Genomic DNA, 16,653 nt, shown 5'->3' with positions numbered 1-16,653 from the left:
TTAGGAGATCCTAAAAGGAGGCATTTTCATGTTTGAAGATAAATCTAAAATAAATTACCCATATGAATTTACTGAAACTACAACAGTTCCTCTAAAGAACCCCATTGACAAAAAATTCAAGAACGGCACAGGTACACATAACTTCCCAATTAAGAAGCACTATAAAGAGCAAGTTCTATACACTGAAAAAATTAATAATAATAAAAATAAGTAATTGTATAGATCCTTATGACAATTGGCTAAATAAGAAGCAACATTTGGCCATGCATAGTTATTTAGTTAGTAATGATACAATTCATGCACCTTTTAAAAAGTGCTGTATACAGCGCTTTTTTATACATAGATAAATTTAAGTTAACGCAACCAAGAAATACACTACAAAATTACTCCACCATATTCTCGTTTACAATTAAATCTACATATTAAAAGGGAGCAACAGTAAATGTTGCTCCCTTTTGAAATGTAATCTATTCACTCTACATAACCCTCTTAAACATCTTCTCCAACTCATAAGTAGAATGATGCACAAGAATTGGTCTTCCGTGCGGGCATGTGTACGGGTTTGTTGTTGTACGTAGTTCTTCCAGTAAAGCAAATATTTGATCGTTCGTTAAATATTGATTCGCTTTAATAGATGCTTTACAGCTCATCATGATGGCTGCTTCTTCACGTAACTTTTTAATATCAACTTTTTTTAGTTTAACAACTTGCTCCATCATTTCATCGATGATTTCTGTTTCTTGTCCTTTCGGGAACCATGTTGGATGCGAGCGGACGATAAAGGATTGATGGCCGAATTGTTCTAAAAATAGCCCGACTTTTTTTAGTTCTTCTAACTGCTCTTCGACACGTAAAAATTCAGTAAGAGATAGATCAATACGGTACGGTACAAGTAACTCTTGTACTTCTTGCGCTACTCTTCCTACTTTATCACGGAAGTATTCATAATTAATACGTTCCTGCGCGGCATGCTGGTCAATCATATATAATCCTTTATCATTTTGAGCGAAAATATATGTTCCATGCATTTGTCCAATTGGATAAAGCGGTGGTAAGTCATTCCCGTTCATCTCAATCTCTTTTATTTCCCGAACTTCTTCTTCTAATTCCTCTAGTTCAAAGTCCTCTTCATTACTGTCCCACGATTTCTCTTCTTGAATTGGCTCTTCGATTATCGGTTTAGTGGATGGTTGCCAACTTTGTTCTTCTCTCACGAGCGACTGTGGTGGTTGCCATTCTTGCTTCGGTGGTTGCCAAAGCTGCGCAGGCTGTTTCACAGCCTGCGGTTCTTCTTGTTTTGCATCCATGCCAGTCGGTAAAACGATGTCCGGCATAGATGGTTCTTTCGGCTTCGCATGCTCAAACTGGAACTGTTCTTGCACACTTTCGTCTTTTTCTTTTTTCTTCGTTGTTACACCTGCATCTGGAATAAGCTGTATTTTTTTAAATGCAGCTTGCAATGTTTCTTCGATCAGCTTTAGCAATTCTTGTTCTTTACTAAAACGAACTTCTAATTTCGCTGGATGTACGTTAACGTCAACTAGCATTGGATCCATTTCAATCGATAAGAAACCAATTGGATACCGGCCAACTGGCAGTAATGTATGGTATCCTTGCTGAATTGCTTTCATTAATACAAAGTTTCGAACGTAACGACCATTTACAATCGTTGACATATAATTACGAGATGCTCTCGTTACTTCTGGTAATGTTACATAACCTTTAATTGTAAAGTCTAAAGATTCAGCTTCAATTGGAACAAGCTTCTTCGCAACTTGAATACTGTAAATCGATGCAAGTACTTGTCTTACATCACCGTTACCTGACGTATGAAGCAATTTCTTTTCATTATGAAATAGTTTTAACGATACTTCTGGATGTGACATTGCAATACGATACACGATATCTGTAATATTTCCGAGCTCTGTATGAATGGTTTTCATATATTTAAGACGTGCTGGTGTATTAAAGAATAAATTTTGTACTGTAATATCTGTTCCTTTTCGGCTCGCAGTCTTCTCTTGCTTTATAATGTCTCCACCTTTAATAATAAGGTGTGTACCAGGCGCATCACCTGTGCTAGTAATTAATTCTAATTCACTAACTGAGGCAATACTTGGCAATGCCTCACCGCGGAAACCGAGTGTTCTTATGCGGAACAGATCGTTTTCATCTTTAATTTTACTCGTTGCATGGCGTTCAAAAGCGACGATACAGTCTTCTTCTGCAATACCATCACCATTATCAATGATACGAATTTTCGATAACCCAGCTTCTTCTAAGTGGATTTCAATAGATGTACTATTCGCATCGATAGAATTTTCCACAAGTTCTTTTACGACTGAAGCAGGGCGCTCTACTACTTCCCCTGCCGCAATTAAGTTAGAGAGTTGGTCATCGAGTTTGCGAATTTTCCCCATCTACTTACTCATCCTTTCTTTAACTTTTTCTGTAAGCGATACAATTCGTTCATCGCTTCTAAAGGTGTCATATCAAGTAAATCGATTTTTTTAATTTGCGCCAGTACTGCTGTTTCTTTTTGATCTAGCAGAGGCTTTTCTTGTTTCTTCGAAGACTGTTCTCCTCCAAAGAAAGATAGTTGCGATTCTTCTTCAGTCTCTACTTTCGTTTCCTGTATTTCTGCTATTTCTTCTTTTACAACTACAGGTTCTGGAGTAGCTTCTTGTACTTTCACTTCTACTCGTTTTGGAATAATAATTTCTTCCTGTCCTTCTAGCTGTGCTAACACTTCTTTCGCACGAGCGATTAGGCTATCTGGAAGCTCCGCAAGTTGCGCAACGTGAATTCCGTAACTTTTATCAGCTGCTCCATCTTGAATTTTATGAAGGAATACTACTTTTCCATTCTCTTCAATTGCTGAAACGTGTACATTTTTCAGTTGATTTAAACTCTCTTCTAACACCGTCAATTCGTGATAATGCGTAGAGAATAACGTTTTTGCACCAATTTGGTCATGAATATGTTCAATAATCGCTTGTGCAAGTGCCATACCATCATACGTAGATGTACCGCGTCCAATTTCATCGAATAAAATTAAACTTCTTTCTGATGCGTTTGCAATTGCATTTTTCGCTTCTAACATTTCGACCATAAATGTACTTTGACCTGAAATTAAATCATCCGCTGCACCAATTCTCGTAAAGATTTGGTCAAATACAGGTAATACTGCTTCTGTTGCTGGTACGAAACAACCGATTTGCGACATAACCGTTACAAGTGCTAATTGTCTCATATACGTACTTTTACCAGACATGTTCGGCCCTGTAATTAAAAAGACATCCATATTCTCTGGCATAATACAATCATTCGGTACATACAATTTCCCGTTCAATACTTTTTCAACAACAGGATGACGACCATCTTTAATAAAGATTTCGCGCTTCGTTGTCAGTACAGGTTTTACAAACTGTTCTTCTTCACTAACTGTCGCAAAACTTTGCAGTACGTCTAATTCACTAATTACTTTCGCTAAATGTTGTAATTTCGGAATAAATACTTTTACTTCTTCACGAAGTGCTGTAAATAAATCGTATTCTAGCTGTACAATTTTTTCTTCAGCTTCTAAGATTAACGTTTCTTTTTCTTTCAGTTCATCTGTAATGAAACGTTCAGCATTAGCAAGCGTCTGTTTACGCTCATAGCGACCTTCTGGAAGTGCTGCAAGATTCGCTTTCGTTACTTCAATGTAGTAACCGAAAATACGGTTGTATCCGATTTTTAACGATTTAATTCCGGTAATATCACGTTCTCTTTTTTCAAGCTCAGCAATCCACGTTTTCCCGTTTTTACTAACGTAACGATATTGATCAAGCTTGTCATTATAACCATCTTTAATAATATCTCCATCTTTAATCGAAAGCGGTGGGTTTTCTTGAATACTTCTTCCTAGTAATTCTGTTAAGCTTTCACATGGATCTGCACCTTGAATTAATCTCGATGCATAAGCGTTATCTAACAAACTAATTGCTTCTAAAATAGCTGGTACTTGAAGCAATGAACGTCTTAATTGTAATAAGTCTCTTGCATTTACGTTACCAAATGCAACTTTTCCTGCTAAGCGTTCTAAATCATATACTTCTTTTAACTTTTCCTTTAAATCTTCACGTAAGAAGTAATCATTTACAAACGTTTCAACCATTTCTAAACGCTCTTCAATTCTTTCTTTCTGTATAAGTGGACGTTCCATCCACTGTTTTAACATACGACCACCCATAGCTGTTTTCGTCTTGTCCAATAACCATAATAGTGATCCTGTTTTTTCTTTCGTTCGAAGTGTTTCTGTCAGTTCTAAATTTCGCTTTGAATGTACATCAATTTTCATAAATTGATTCGTATAATAAATTTCTACTGGTTGCAAATGATCTAAAGAACGTTTTTGCGTTCTTATTACATAGTTAAATAAACGTCCAACTGCTTTAATTAATTTTGCTTGTGAAACATTTTTCACAAGATGTTCTAATCCTTCCGGAATTGCCGTTGCATCTTCATACGAAATCGTCATTTTCAATGTTTCAGTTAACTTGTTTAGTTCATCTTTAGAAAATGAAGAATCAACAACAATTTCTTTCGAACCAGTTGCATACACTTCTAATAAAATATCTTCTACTGAACCAGTCAATAACGTTACTGTATTTTGTCCAGTCGTTAAGTCGTTACAAGCTAATGCATATGATCCATCTTCAAAATGTGTTAATGCGGCTAAGAAGTTATTTTCTTTCTCATCAATTGTACGCCCTTCCATCATCGTTCCTGGCGTAATTAATTGTACTACTTCACGACGTACTACACCTTTAGCTGTTTTCGGATCTTCTACTTGCTCACAAACAGCTACTTTATATCCTTTTTCAACAAGTTGTTCAATATAGTTTTTAGCCGCATGATACGGTACACCGCACATTGGTATACGTTCACTACTACCGCCATCTCGGCTCGTTAATGTAATTTCAAGTTCATGAGCTGCTTTTACAGCATCCTCAAAGAACATTTCATAAAAATCGCCTAAGCGAAAAAATAAAAAGGCATCTTGATAATCTGCCTTAACCTTTAAATATTGCTGTATCATAGGCGTATATTGAGTCATACTTTTCCTCCATAATTCTTACATGATAATCTATTTTCATATATGTCGCATTTCACGGACACTCTTATCTCCTATTTCAGGAGTCTTTCTTCATTATAACATATTTCATAAAGAATCATGTTCATTCAGCCCCACTTATGTAAAGTAAAAAGCTAGGAAGAACTTCTCCCTAGCTTTCTATTACTCTTCTTCTGCATCAACTATAAAGTTCGGATCTAATTCTTCAAATTCATCATCAGCAATTTGGAAATCATCATCTGATTCTACGCAGCCTTCAGGATTTACACTTACACAAATTTTCGTTTCTCCAACTACTTCTGTTACAAATTCACGTTCTACAGTTACAACAATTTTATTACCATTTGGTGATACAAGTGCTTCTAAACAATTTGGCGGCTGAATAACACGAGCAATAATTTCTAAATCGTCACCAGAAAAGTTTTTATCACGATAACCAATACTTACTTCGTCCGTGTAGTTCACACGTTCTGTTACAACTTCAGTCTTTGTATTTCCATCAAATGAATACCAAGTGTTCACATCATAGAAACCTTCAATTTCCACATGTTTTCCATTCTTTCTTGCTTCGTACGAGTGGTTAATTACCCAGCACCCTAAAATACTTGTTGGCTCATTATTCGATTCACATGTATGCGTTGACTTTGTATACTTACGTCCTTTTCCAACCACTGCTTTTGTAATAATCTCTCTAAATTCGGACATTCGTAACCCTCCTCAATCACTATTCACTTAATCATATGCGTGACAATAGCGGAATGTGTCATTCTTTTTTTGAGAAGAACTTACGTTTAATCCACAAAAAAAAAGAGATGTCAATATGACATCTCTTTAACAACCACAATTTCCTTTTTTACTTTCTACCGCTGCGCCAGTTTCACCCTTTAGTACATCGCCACCAGTTGAAATTAATATTTCATCTGTTACGTTGTTAGAAATTGTACTAGCAACTAACTGTAATAAGTCATTTACGTATGTTTGTGAAGATTTAAATTGTTGTACGACTGGAATACTGTCTAACTTATCTTGCAATGCATCAATTTCAGCTTCTACCTTTTTTAAAGCTTCCCATTTCCCGTAATGTTGCAAGTTTACTGCTTGTTTTTGCAGTGCTTTAATTTCATCGATTGCGCGCTTTACATTTTCATTTTTATGAATTTGCGCCTCTGCTTTCTTAAAAAAATCAACTTCTTCTGTTTCAGAAATCATTTTTGCTAATTCTTTCGCTTGTTCAACAATGTCATCTTTCGAATATACTTTCATCTATTATTTCACCTCAATCGGCTCTTCAACTAATTCCCCGTTAAGAGACCAAGTTTTTGCTTCCGTTATTTTCACTTTCACAAGCTGACCAATTAAAGATTTTGAAGCGACGAAGTTTACAAGTTTATTCGTACGAGTATAACCTGCAAGTACTTCCGGATTATTTTTACTTTCCCCATCAACTAACACTTCTACAATTTGACCTTTGTAACGACTATTCTTTTCAATTGCCAACGTATTTACTAGTGTATTTAAGCGCTGAAGACGTTCTTTCTTTACTTCCATCGGTACATTATCTTTCATTTTTGCAGCTGGTGTACCTTCGCGAGGAGAATAAATAAATGTAAAGGCAGTATCAAACCCTACTTCACGATATAACGACATCGTTTCTTCAAATTGCTCATCTGTTTCATTTGGAAAACCAACGATAATATCTGTTGTTAATACTACATCTGGAATTGCTTCTTTAATTTTTCTTACAAGTTCTAAATAATGCTCACGCGAATATTTACGTGCCATAATTTTCAGCATATCTGTACTTCCAGATTGAACTGGTAAATGGATATGTTCTACTAGGTTGCCACCTTTTCCAAGCACTTCAATTAAGTGATCATCGAAATCACGTGGATGGCTCGTTGTAAAACGAATACGGGCAATATCAACTTTACGAAGTTCGTCCATTAAATCGCCAAGACCGTATTCTATATCTTCAAAGTCTTTACCATATGCATTTACGTTTTGTCCAAGTAAAGTAATTTCTTTATAACCATTTGCAGCTAAATGACGAATCTCTTGGATAATATCTTCTGGACGTCTACTTCGCTCTTTTCCGCGTGTATACGGTACAATACAATACGTACAGAATTTATCACAGCCATACATAATATTTACCCACGCTTTAATATCACCACGACGTACTTTCGGAAGGTTTTCAATTACGTCACCTTCTTTTGACCATACTTCAACTACCGTCTCTTTCGAGAACATCGCATCTTTTAGAATATACGGTAGTCTATGAATATTATGCGTTCCAAATACCATATCTACATGCTGATTTTTTTGCATAATTTTATTTACAACAGATTCCTCTTGAGACATACAACCACATACACCAATTAAAAGGTCTGGATTTCTTCGTTTGAGTGACTTTAAATGGCCTAGCTCACCAAACACCTTATTTTCAGCATTTTCACGAATTGCACAAGTGTTTAATAAAACTACATCTGCATCCTCAGTTGAAAAAGTTGGTTCATATCCAAGTGCTGTGAAAATACCTGCCATTACTTCCGTATCATGCTCATTCATTTGACAACCATATGTACGAATATAGAACTTTCTTCCTGTACCAAAATTGCGAAACTCTTCAGGTAAGCCAAAATCCCGTTCAATTTTAACTTCTTCTTTCCCACGCTTTTTCGCATCCTTTAAGGAAGGTGGTTGATATACACTTTCAAAGTATTTACTATAATCTTTCTCTTCTTTTTTCGTAGAGGAATTTGCTTGTTGACTTGCTAATCGTTGTTGCTCGTTCATCGGTAATCTCCTTTCACCCTTAACTATACACACTCTATAGTCCATTTTAATGCGCTTAGACTCACCTCAAAAATGGTTAGATAGCTGGAGAGATAACTTGTCCTTTGAAACTTGAGTAATCAATCTAATCATTCACAAGAATGAAGTCTTCCCCACGCAAATAGACATTCCCTTTTTATCATTTCTTGTTGTCCTACCCAAAAGCATATTGCTTTATCCCTATAAACATTACCATAGTATGACGTGTTTCGCCAATTTTAACAATACAAAGGCCTTTTATTACCTTACATTTCATAAGCAATGAACTTGCCATTTTCATACAACGATTTATATATTATTTTATCATTCTGAATTTTCTAAGTAAATAAGGCTACCCTATATTTTTGTACATAAAAAAAGGTTGCCAAATCGGCAACCTTTTTTTCTTACATTACATAAATTCAGCAACAAGCTCATCAAACATTTTCTGATCCATATTTAAATCAGATTTCACTAAAGGCTCTTCACTATAGCCTTTAACAAGTTCTTGATATGATGGTTGCTTAGTATTTTGATAAATTAACCCTGTTACTAAACCGTTATTTTCCATTAAAGTTTGCATAGCCATCATGCGATTAGATGGATCATATCCCTCTACTGTGCTTAGTTTCGTTAAGTTCTCTTTAAACCAATCGTAAGTATTTACTTTATTGTAAGTAACACATGGGCTAAATACGTTAATTAATGAAAATCCTTTATGGTTAATACCAGCTTCAATAATTTGTGTTAATTCTTTTAAATCACTCGAAAAGCTTTGCGCCACAAATGTCGCACCAGCTGTTAAGGCCATTTCCATTACATTTAGTGATGGTTCAATTGAACCTTGTGGTGTGCTTTTCGTTTTAAATCCAGCTTCACTACGTGGTGAAGTTTGCCCTTTTGTTAATCCATAAATTTGGTTATCCATTACGATGTACGTAATGTCGATATTACGACGAATAGAATGGATTGTATGTCCCATACCAATCGCAAATCCATCACCGTCACCACCTGAAGCGATAACTGTTAAATCACGATTTGCCATTTTCACACCTTGTGCAATCGGAAGGGCACGACCATGAATACTATGCACACCATATGAATTAATATAACCTGAAATACGGCCTGAACAGCCGATACCAGAAATAACAGCAAGTTCATCTGGATTTAGGCCAACGTTAGCTGCCGCACGTTGAATTGCAGCTTGCACTGAGAAGTCTCCGCAACCTGGGCACCAGTTTGGCTTTACACTGTTACGAAAGTCCTTAAATGTTGCCATTTAATACAACCCCTTTTTTGCATTCGTTGTAAATCTCTTTCGGCAAGAATGGGTTTCCATCATATTTTAAAAGACTAGAAATTTTCTCACCATTACCAAGATTCATTTTCATAATGTTAGCAAGCTGACCTGTTGCATTGTTTTCTACTACTACAACACGCTTCGCCTTTTTCACAAGTGGATCGATTTCAGCTGTTGGGAACGGGTGAATTAAACGCACATGAGCATGGTTTACTTTCATACCCTCTTGTTCTAAACGCGTCATTGCCTCTTCGATCGCACCACGAGTTGAGTTAAATCCAACAAGCAATACGTCTGCTTCTTCATGCTTAACATTTTTATAAACAGGGGTATTAAACTTCAAGTTCTCCATTTTACGGAAACGTTTGTCCATTTGATCTTTACGGTTTATTGCTGATTCCGATGGTTTTCCAGTTTCATCATGTTCTACACCTGTAACATGGTGAACACCATTTTTCATACCAGGTAAAACACGTGGTGAAACGCCGTCTTCTGTTACTTCATAACGCTTGAAGTATGCTTTATTTTCACGTTCTGGTAATTCTTCTTCTAAATCAAGCTTACCACGACGAATTTCCACTTTATCTAATTTAAGTGGTTCTACTGTTTGTTTTCCTAACGAAAGCTGTAAATCTGTTAAGAAAATAACAGGAACTTGATATTCTTCAGATAAGTTAAACGCTTCTACAATGTCATAGAAAGCTTCTTCAACTGTACTTGGCGCCATTACGATTTTTGGAATTTCACCATGCGTACCGTAAATCATCGCCATTAAGTCAGACTGTTCTTGTTTCGTTGGTAATCCTGTACTTGGGCCGCCACGTTGTGTATCAACAATTACTAATGGGGTTTCTGTAATACCTGCTAAACCGATTGCTTCCATCATTAATGAAAGACCAGGACCAGCAGATGCCGTTAATGTACGAACACCAGCATAGTTTGCACCGATTGCCATTGTACAAGCTGCGATTTCATCCTCAGTTTGGATTACTGTTCCGCCGACTTTCGGTAATTTTTTAATTAAGTATTCCATAATTTCTGATGCAGGTGTGATTGGGTATGCTGACATAAAACGAGCACCACCAGCTACCGCACCAAATGCGATTGCATCGTTTCCAATCATAAACATGCGTTTTTTACCATCAGCTTTTTCAAGCTGCATCATGTTTACTTTCTCACCTAGTAATTCTTTCATATATTGAGAGCCGCGTTTAATTGCGTCCATATTCTTTTGAACGACTTGCTCTCCTTTACGACCAAAGATTTCTTCAACAACATCTAAATAAGCTGTTTCATCTAATCCTAATACTGCACTTGATGCTCCAACAGCAACCATGTTTTTCATTAATGATGTGCCTAATTCTGAAGCAATATCTGTAAACGGTATCACATATAGATTTACATCTGTATTGTCAGGTATTGTTGGATTAAATTTCGCATCCGCAACTACAATTCCACCTGGACGTAGTTCGTGGAAATTAAAATCGATTGTTTCTTGGTCAAAAGCAATTAAAATATCTAAATCATCTGAGATCGCTCGTACTTCTGTTGTACTTACACGAATTTTATTATTTGTATGGCCGCCTTTTATACGTGATGAGAAGTGGCGGTAACCGTATAGGTAATATCCTAATCGGTTTAATGCAATACAGAAGATTTCTCCTGTACTTTCAATTCCTTCACCTTGTTGGCCTCCAACTTTCCATGAAAGTTGACTAATCATCTCCTACACCCCTTTTGGCTGCATTCATTGTAGTGTATTTTTTTACAGTAATAGTTTAGCATTTTTTATGCAAATAAACTACAACGGACGCAAATTATGCCTCTTCTGATTTCCCTGAATCTTTAGTATAAAGCTATTTTGTTTTTCATTCTAGTATTAGGTCTTAAAAAAAGCAATAAAATCAAATGAATTAATTTTAATTTTTCTGAATTTTAAATCAGAATTTAAAAACTCATATGTTCTACAAAATTATCATATAAAAATCGTTCTACAGTAGATGCAGCATAGTGTTTACAAAGCTCATTCATTACATTTTCATAATCTCGATACGCTGATACATTTACAACTGTATCTACAATCCCATCAAAATCTGAACCAAACCCTATATTGTTTTCTCCACCTAGCAAGCAAATATATTCGATATGTTTTATTATATCTGCTACATTCGCTTGTTTTTCATTTGTTAGAAACTGCGGTACAAAAGTGACACCAATCATGCCATTTCGCTTTATAAGAGCTTTAAGTTGTTCATCGTTTAAATTACGTGGGTGCTCGCAAAGTTTCATACAATTTGAGTGGGAAGCAATAGGATTTTTTGCAATCTCTATAACATCCCAAAAACTTCTTTCATTCAAATGAGACACATCAGTCCATACATGTAACGTATTCAGTTCTTGTACAACATGTTTACCAAAAGTCGTTAAACCCGCCCCACGTGTCTCTAGCGCACCATCAGCTAAGAGATTGGCATAATTCCATGTTAGTCCAAAAGAACGTACTCCTAGGCGATACAACAACCGTAATTTCATTGCATCTTTTCCAATTGCTTCGCATCCTTCTATTGTTAATATCGCTCCAATCCCGTCCTGTTTTAACATGTTAATATCATCTTTTGTCTGAATAAACTTCACACCTTGTAGGGATAAAATTTCATTATAAAAAATATCTACCATTTGTAATGCTACTTCAAATCGTTTTTCATATGCCACTGTTTCTGGTACATATATAGCAAAACATTGTATACTTCCTTTTCTTCTCTTTAACTGTTCAAATGTAATATGTAATTGTGAATCATCTTTAAAATTCCTTTTCCCTTGTGCACTCCATAACTGAAGAAGCACGTCACAATGAGCATCAAAAATTTTCATTTTCATTTTCATTCCTCCATTATAAAAACAACCTGTTTGCATACTGCAAACAGGTTGTTTAAACTTAACGAGGTTCTACAATTAATTTTATTGCTGTACGCTCTTCGCCATCAATCATAATATCTGTAAACGCTGGGATACAAATTAGATCCAAACCACTAGGCGCTACAAATCCTCTTGCGATTGCTACTGCCTTTACCGCTTGGTTCAATGCACCTGCACCAATAGCTTGAATTTCTGCTGTTCCGCGTTCGCGAATAACACCTGCAAGTGCACCAGCTACAGAATTAGGGACCGACGTTGCTTTAACTTTTAATATTTCCATTCCGCGTTTCCTCCTCGTTTCTTTAAAAAGTATTAGCAATTATTTCACTTTAACTTATATTCACGAGGAATGGCGCGTATTCCTGCTAAATTTCTGTAATTTTTCTAAAAAATTAAAATATAATAACTTATCTAAAATTTAACGGAAATTTACTCAAAAAACGGTTGATCGTCATTAATTAAAATACGTTCAATTTTCTTTGCTTTTCCTGTATTTGGATCCACATCAATTAACACTGCGCTTAATTGCGTTCTACCATTTGTTACTTCAAATCGTACTGGTAAGTTTGTTAAAAACTTCTTCAATACTGCTTCTCTGTCCATACCTAATATTCCGTCATACGGCCCTGTCATCCCAACATCTGTAATGTATGCCGTTCCGCTTGGTAAAATACGGTTATCCGCTGTAGGGACATGCGTATGCGTACCTACTACTGCTGTAGCACGTCCATCTACATACCAACCTAGCGCTTGTTTTTCACTTGTAGTCTCCGCATGGAAATCAACAAATATAATATTCGTACGTTTTTTCGCAATATTAATTAATTCATCCACTTTACGGAATGGACAATCAATTGGAGGAAGGAAAGTACGTCCTTGTAAATTAATAACTGCAACTTCTGTTCCATTACAGTTCACAAAGATAAGTCCTTTTCCTGGAGTTCCTTCTGGAAAGTTAGCTGGTCTTGCAAGATATTTTGCATCATCGATGAATTCAAATACTTCACGATTATCCCAAGCGTGGTTTCCAAGTGTAACTGCCTGCGCCCCACACTCTAAAAAGTTTCGATATATTTTTTCTGTAATCCCACGGCCACCTGCTGCATTTTCTCCATTAATGATTGTTACTGTAGGTGTATATTTTTTCTTTAATGCCGGTACGTATTGTTGAATCATACCTCTACCAGGAGATCCTACTACATCCCCAACAAATAATATTCTCATATGTCTTACCCTTTCTATGTACTGCATTTTTTATTGCTATAGCATCAAGTAAATTCCTTATAATATCTTTATTATAAGTTTGCTTCACTTTTATGCTATATAACTAACTGTCTTTATTTTATCCAATTCCAACACAAAAAAATAAAGTGGTGTTTCACCACTTTATTTTGCGTATTCCACTGCACGTGTTTCACGAATAACAGTTACTTTAATATGTCCTGGGTAATCCAGTTCATTTTCAATACGTTTTCGGATATCACGAGCTAAACGATGAGCTTCTAAGTCATCGATTGTATCTGGTTTTACCAAAATACGAACTTCACGTCCTGCTTGAATTGCAAATGATTTTTCAACGCCTTCATAAGACTCTGAAATCTCTTCTAACTTTTCAAGACGACGAATATAGTTTTCAAGTGTTTCACTACGAGCTCCCGGTCTTGCAGCTGATAAAGCATCTGCTGCTGCAACTAAAACTGCAATGATAGAAGTTGGTTCTGTGTCACCATGGTGAGATGCGATACTGTTTATAACTACAGGATGCTCTTTATATTTCGTTGCAAGTTCAACACCAATTTCAACGTGGCTTCCTTCTACTTCATGGTCAATCGCTTTTCCGATATCATGTAATAGACCTGCACGTCTTGCTAGTTTTTCATCCTCGCCAAGCTCTGCCGCCATAAGTCCAGTTAAATATGCAACTTCCATAGAGTGTTTTAAGACGTTTTGACCATAACTTGTACGGTATTTTAAACGACCTAAAATTTTAATTAAATCTGGATGTAATCCATGAACACCCACTTCAAACGTTGTTTGCTCTCCTACTTCGCGAATATACTCGTCCACTTCACGTCTTGATTTTTCGACCATCTCTTCAATACGCGCTGGGTGAATACGTCCGTCCTGTACTAGTTTATCAAGAGCGATACGAGCTGTTTCACGACGAATTGGGTCGAATCCAGAAAGGATTACCGCCTCTGGTGTATCATCGATAATTAAGTCAATACCCGTTAACGTTTCTAACGTACGAATATTACGACCTTCACGCCCGATAATACGTCCCTTCATTTCGTCATTTGGAAGATTTACAACCGAAACGGTTGTTTCAGCAACATGATCAGCTGCACATCTTTGCATTGCAAGAGATAAAATCTCTTTTGCTTTCTTATCCGCTTCTTCTTTCGCGCGAACTTCACTTTCTTTTACCATAACAGCGATTTCATGAGAAACTTCATTTTCTACTTTACCAAGAATAATTGCTTTCGCTTGTTCGCGTGTCAGATTGGAAATGCGCTCTAATTCCGTTTGTTGCTTTTGAACTAACTCTCCCACTTTGCTTTCCAACTCTTCAATCTGTTGTTGTCTCGCTACAAGAGAATCCTCTTTCTTCTCTAACTGCTGCTCGCGTTTATCGAGCGTTTCGTCTTTACGATCAAGGTTCTCTTCTTTTTGCATTAAACGATTTTCTTGTTTTTGTAATTCGCTTCTACGGTCACGAATTTCTAATTCAGCTTCTGTACGAAGTGTATGAATTTCATCCTTTGCTTCTAAAAGCGCTTCTTTCTTAAGTGCTTCAGCCTCACGATTCGCTTCGTCTAGAATACGTTTCGCTTCATTAGCCGCACCATTAATCTTCGCTTCAGCAATAGACTTTCGAACAAAAAAGCCAACAACTGCACCGACTGTTGTTGCAAGCAAAATGGAGATGAGTATCCAAACTGTACTACTCATGATTTCACCTCCCCTTGCTATGAATGAAAAAAGACTGTCGGCATGTACATTAAATTACAACATACAGCAAAGACCGTCGTCCCGCTTTTTTTAAGGGACTTTCTTCATTTCACAATTAAAATGTCATATTATTATTTCGGTAAGATTTAAACCTTACTCCGAATATTACTTCTCTTCTTGAGAAGAGTATATCGTATATAAGAAAAAATATACATTCTCATTGTATCTATCGTAATTTTCATTGTCAAGCGTTGTCTACTTTTACTTTCTTTACCTTCAGCCTTGAATGTGACCTAAATTTAAAAAGTAGGGAGCCTATTATACTGGAAAACCTTAGTAATTCCCATTTCTTTACTTAAAATATTTAAATATCCTTCTTTACACAACCCATTTGAAGTCAAAAAATATTTTTATCTATAGTATTACGCTCCTTAATAGTAGATAAAAAAATAAAAGACACGAGACCGTGTCTTTTATTTTTTTAATCAAGAAGAGTTGAATCTTCTGCGCCCTCAGCACCAGAATCTTCACTAATTCCGTGATGCTCACGAATAAAGAAGGCAATTTCTTCTCTTAAATCTGTATTTTCTTTTAAGAACTGCTTCGAATTTTCACGACCTTGTCCTAGGCGTTCTTCATTATAAGAATACCAAGCACCGCTCTTTTGAACAATATCAAGCTCAGAAGCCATATCCAAGATTTCACCTTCTCTTGAAATACCTTCTCCGTACATAATATCAACTTCCGCAACACGGAATGGTGGTGCTACTTTATTTTTCACTACTTTTACTTTTGTTTTATTACCAACGATGTCGTTACCTTGCTTTAATTGCTCCGCACGACGCACTTCAAGACGGACAGTTGAATAGAATTTCAACGCACGACCACCTGGAGTTGTTTCTGGGTTTCCGAACATAACCCCAACTTTTTCACGAATTTGGTTAATAAAGATTGCAATTGTTTTTGATTTGTTGATTGCTCCTGAAAGCTTACGAAGTGCTTGTGACATTAAACGCGCTTGTAAACCTACGTGTGAGTCACCCATGTCGCCTTCAATCTCTGCTTTCGGTACAAGAGCTGCTACAGAGTCAATTACGATAATGTCAACCGCACCACTTCGTACAAGTGCTTCCGCGATTTCCAATCCTTGCTCCCCTGTATCAGGCTGTGATAATAGTAATTCATCTATGTTAACGCCTAATTTTTGTGCATATACAGGATCCATTGCGTGCTCCGCATCAATGAATGCCGCTTGTCCACCTTGACGTTGTACTTCTGCAATTGCATGTAATGAAACTGTCGTTTTACCTGAACTTTCAGGTCCGTAAATTTCGATAATACGGCCACGTGGATATCCGCCTACTCCTAGTGCCACATCAAGTGCTAAAGAACCACTAGAAACCGTAGAAACTCTACGCTCCGCTTGTTCTCCTAATTTCATAATTGAACCTTTACCGAATTGCTTCTCTATTTGTTTTAACGCCATATCTAACGCTGCTTGACGATCACTCATTCAAAATTCCTCCTTAACTGAATTGCTAATCTTATTATA

13 protein-coding genes are annotated in these 16,653 nt (G+C 36.4%); 1 reads left to right on the top strand and 12 read right to left on the bottom strand.

Annotated elements, in window-relative coordinates:
- Positions 1 to 28 precede the first annotated feature (28 nt).
- Entirely contained in the window at positions 29 to 214 is a 186-nt protein-coding gene (locus tag ACS2CR_RS04290; RefSeq protein WP_000461138.1) for a hypothetical protein, read from the top strand.
- 262 nt (positions 215 to 476) lie between these two features.
- On the opposite strand, the gene mutL is transcribed toward ACS2CR_RS04290, so the two are convergent.
- From mutL to recA, 12 genes are all read right to left on the bottom strand, one after another.
- Positions 477 to 2,420: a DNA mismatch repair endonuclease MutL gene (gene mutL, locus ACS2CR_RS04285; RefSeq protein ID WP_000516463.1), complete on the bottom strand. Its 1,944-nt coding sequence runs from the start codon at positions 2,418 to 2,420 to the stop codon at positions 477 to 479.
- 8 nt (positions 2,421 to 2,428) lie between these two features.
- Entirely contained in the window at positions 2,429 to 5,101 is a 2,673-nt protein-coding gene (mutS, locus tag ACS2CR_RS04280) for a DNA mismatch repair protein MutS (protein ID WP_000196029.1), read from the bottom strand.
- A 180-nt stretch (positions 5,102 to 5,281) separates the two neighbouring features.
- Complete coding sequence (cotE, locus tag ACS2CR_RS04275; RefSeq protein ID WP_001288799.1) at positions 5,282 to 5,824, bottom strand: outer spore coat protein CotE; 543 nt, start codon at positions 5,822 to 5,824, stop codon at positions 5,282 to 5,284.
- Positions 5,825 to 5,950: 126 nt separating this feature from the next.
- Positions 5,951 to 6,382, bottom strand: a complete 432-nt coding sequence (locus ACS2CR_RS04270) for a RicAFT regulatory complex protein RicA family protein (protein WP_000870461.1) — start codon at positions 6,380 to 6,382, stop codon at positions 5,951 to 5,953.
- Positions 6,383 to 6,385: 3 nt separating this feature from the next.
- Positions 6,386 to 7,915 carry a tRNA (N6-isopentenyl adenosine(37)-C2)-methylthiotransferase MiaB gene (miaB, locus tag ACS2CR_RS04265; protein ID WP_001005388.1) on the bottom strand — a complete coding sequence of 510 codons (1,530 nt, stop codon included), beginning with the start codon at positions 7,913 to 7,915 and terminating at the stop codon, positions 6,386 to 6,388.
- A 430-nt stretch (positions 7,916 to 8,345) separates the two neighbouring features.
- A complete protein-coding gene (locus tag ACS2CR_RS04260; protein WP_000190155.1) occupies positions 8,346 to 9,212 on the bottom strand; it encodes a 2-oxoacid:ferredoxin oxidoreductase subunit beta in 867 nt (288 codons plus the stop codon).
- Positions 9,199 to 10,956 carry a 2-oxoacid:acceptor oxidoreductase subunit alpha gene (locus tag ACS2CR_RS04255; protein WP_053512447.1) on the bottom strand — a complete coding sequence of 586 codons (1,758 nt, stop codon included), beginning with the start codon at positions 10,954 to 10,956 and terminating at the stop codon, positions 9,199 to 9,201. The genes ACS2CR_RS04260 and ACS2CR_RS04255 overlap by 14 nt, the downstream gene beginning before the upstream one ends.
- Before the next feature lie 224 nt (positions 10,957 to 11,180).
- Positions 11,181 to 12,104, bottom strand: a complete 924-nt coding sequence (locus ACS2CR_RS04250; RefSeq protein ID WP_053512448.1) for a dipeptidase — start codon at positions 12,102 to 12,104, stop codon at positions 11,181 to 11,183.
- A gap of 64 nt (positions 12,105 to 12,168) precedes the next feature.
- Positions 12,169 to 12,429 (bottom strand): stage V sporulation protein SpoVS, encoded by a 261-nt coding sequence (spoVS, locus tag ACS2CR_RS04245; protein WP_000404341.1) that lies wholly within the window; start codon positions 12,427 to 12,429, stop codon positions 12,169 to 12,171.
- A 149-nt stretch (positions 12,430 to 12,578) separates the two neighbouring features.
- The gene (locus ACS2CR_RS04240) at positions 12,579 to 13,373 is read right to left on the bottom strand and encodes a TIGR00282 family metallophosphoesterase (RefSeq protein ID WP_001221095.1); all 795 of its coding nucleotides are present in this window, start codon (positions 13,371 to 13,373) and stop codon (positions 12,579 to 12,581) included.
- Positions 13,374 to 13,535: 162 nt separating this feature from the next.
- Positions 13,536 to 15,101 carry a ribonuclease Y gene (gene rny / locus ACS2CR_RS04235; RefSeq protein ID WP_000099769.1) on the bottom strand — a complete coding sequence of 522 codons (1,566 nt, stop codon included), beginning with the start codon at positions 15,099 to 15,101 and terminating at the stop codon, positions 13,536 to 13,538.
- Between the two features lie 481 nt (positions 15,102 to 15,582).
- A complete protein-coding gene (gene recA / locus ACS2CR_RS04230; RefSeq protein ID WP_001283860.1) occupies positions 15,583 to 16,614 on the bottom strand; it encodes a recombinase RecA in 1,032 nt (343 codons plus the stop codon).
- Positions 16,615 to 16,653: the final 39 nt, after the last annotated feature.

Origin of the sequence: Bacillus cereus group sp. BceL291 (genome assembly GCF_051776705.1) — a bacterium.
Classification (GTDB): domain Bacteria; phylum Bacillota; class Bacilli; order Bacillales; family Bacillaceae_G; genus Bacillus_A; species Bacillus_A cereus.
This window is presented reverse-complemented; position numbering and strand designations above follow the sequence as displayed.

What these genes read in the sequence shown, in the direction of transcription:
- ACS2CR_RS04290 (WP_000461138.1), top strand. Translation starts at nt 29, where the DNA reads ATGTTTGAAGATAAATCTAAAATAAATTACCCATATGAATTTACTGAA.
- mutL (WP_000516463.1), bottom strand. Translation starts at nt 2,420, where the DNA reads ATGGGGAAAATTCGCAAACTCGATGACCAACTCTCTAACTTAATTGCG.
- mutS (WP_000196029.1), bottom strand. Translation starts at nt 5,101, where the DNA reads ATGACTCAATATACGCCTATGATACAGCAATATTTAAAGGTTAAGGCA.
- cotE (WP_001288799.1), bottom strand. Translation starts at nt 5,824, where the DNA reads ATGTCCGAATTTAGAGAGATTATTACAAAAGCAGTGGTTGGAAAAGGA.
- ACS2CR_RS04270 (WP_000870461.1), bottom strand. Translation starts at nt 6,382, where the DNA reads ATGAAAGTATATTCGAAAGATGACATTGTTGAACAAGCGAAAGAATTA.
- miaB (WP_001005388.1), bottom strand. Translation starts at nt 7,915, where the DNA reads ATGAACGAGCAACAACGATTAGCAAGTCAACAAGCAAATTCCTCTACG.
- ACS2CR_RS04260 (WP_000190155.1), bottom strand. Translation starts at nt 9,212, where the DNA reads ATGGCAACATTTAAGGACTTTCGTAACAGTGTAAAGCCAAACTGGTGC.
- ACS2CR_RS04255 (WP_053512447.1), bottom strand. Translation starts at nt 10,956, where the DNA reads ATGATTAGTCAACTTTCATGGAAAGTTGGAGGCCAACAAGGTGAAGGA.
- ACS2CR_RS04250 (WP_053512448.1), bottom strand. Translation starts at nt 12,104, where the DNA reads ATGAAAATTTTTGATGCTCATTGTGACGTGCTTCTTCAGTTATGGAGT.
- spoVS (WP_000404341.1), bottom strand. Translation starts at nt 12,429, where the DNA reads ATGGAAATATTAAAAGTTAAAGCAACGTCGGTCCCTAATTCTGTAGCT.
- ACS2CR_RS04240 (WP_001221095.1), bottom strand. Translation starts at nt 13,373, where the DNA reads ATGAGAATATTATTTGTTGGGGATGTAGTAGGATCTCCTGGTAGAGGT.
- rny (WP_000099769.1), bottom strand. Translation starts at nt 15,101, where the DNA reads ATGAGTAGTACAGTTTGGATACTCATCTCCATTTTGCTTGCAACAACA.
- recA (WP_001283860.1), bottom strand. Translation starts at nt 16,614, where the DNA reads ATGAGTGATCGTCAAGCAGCGTTAGATATGGCGTTAAAACAAATAGAG.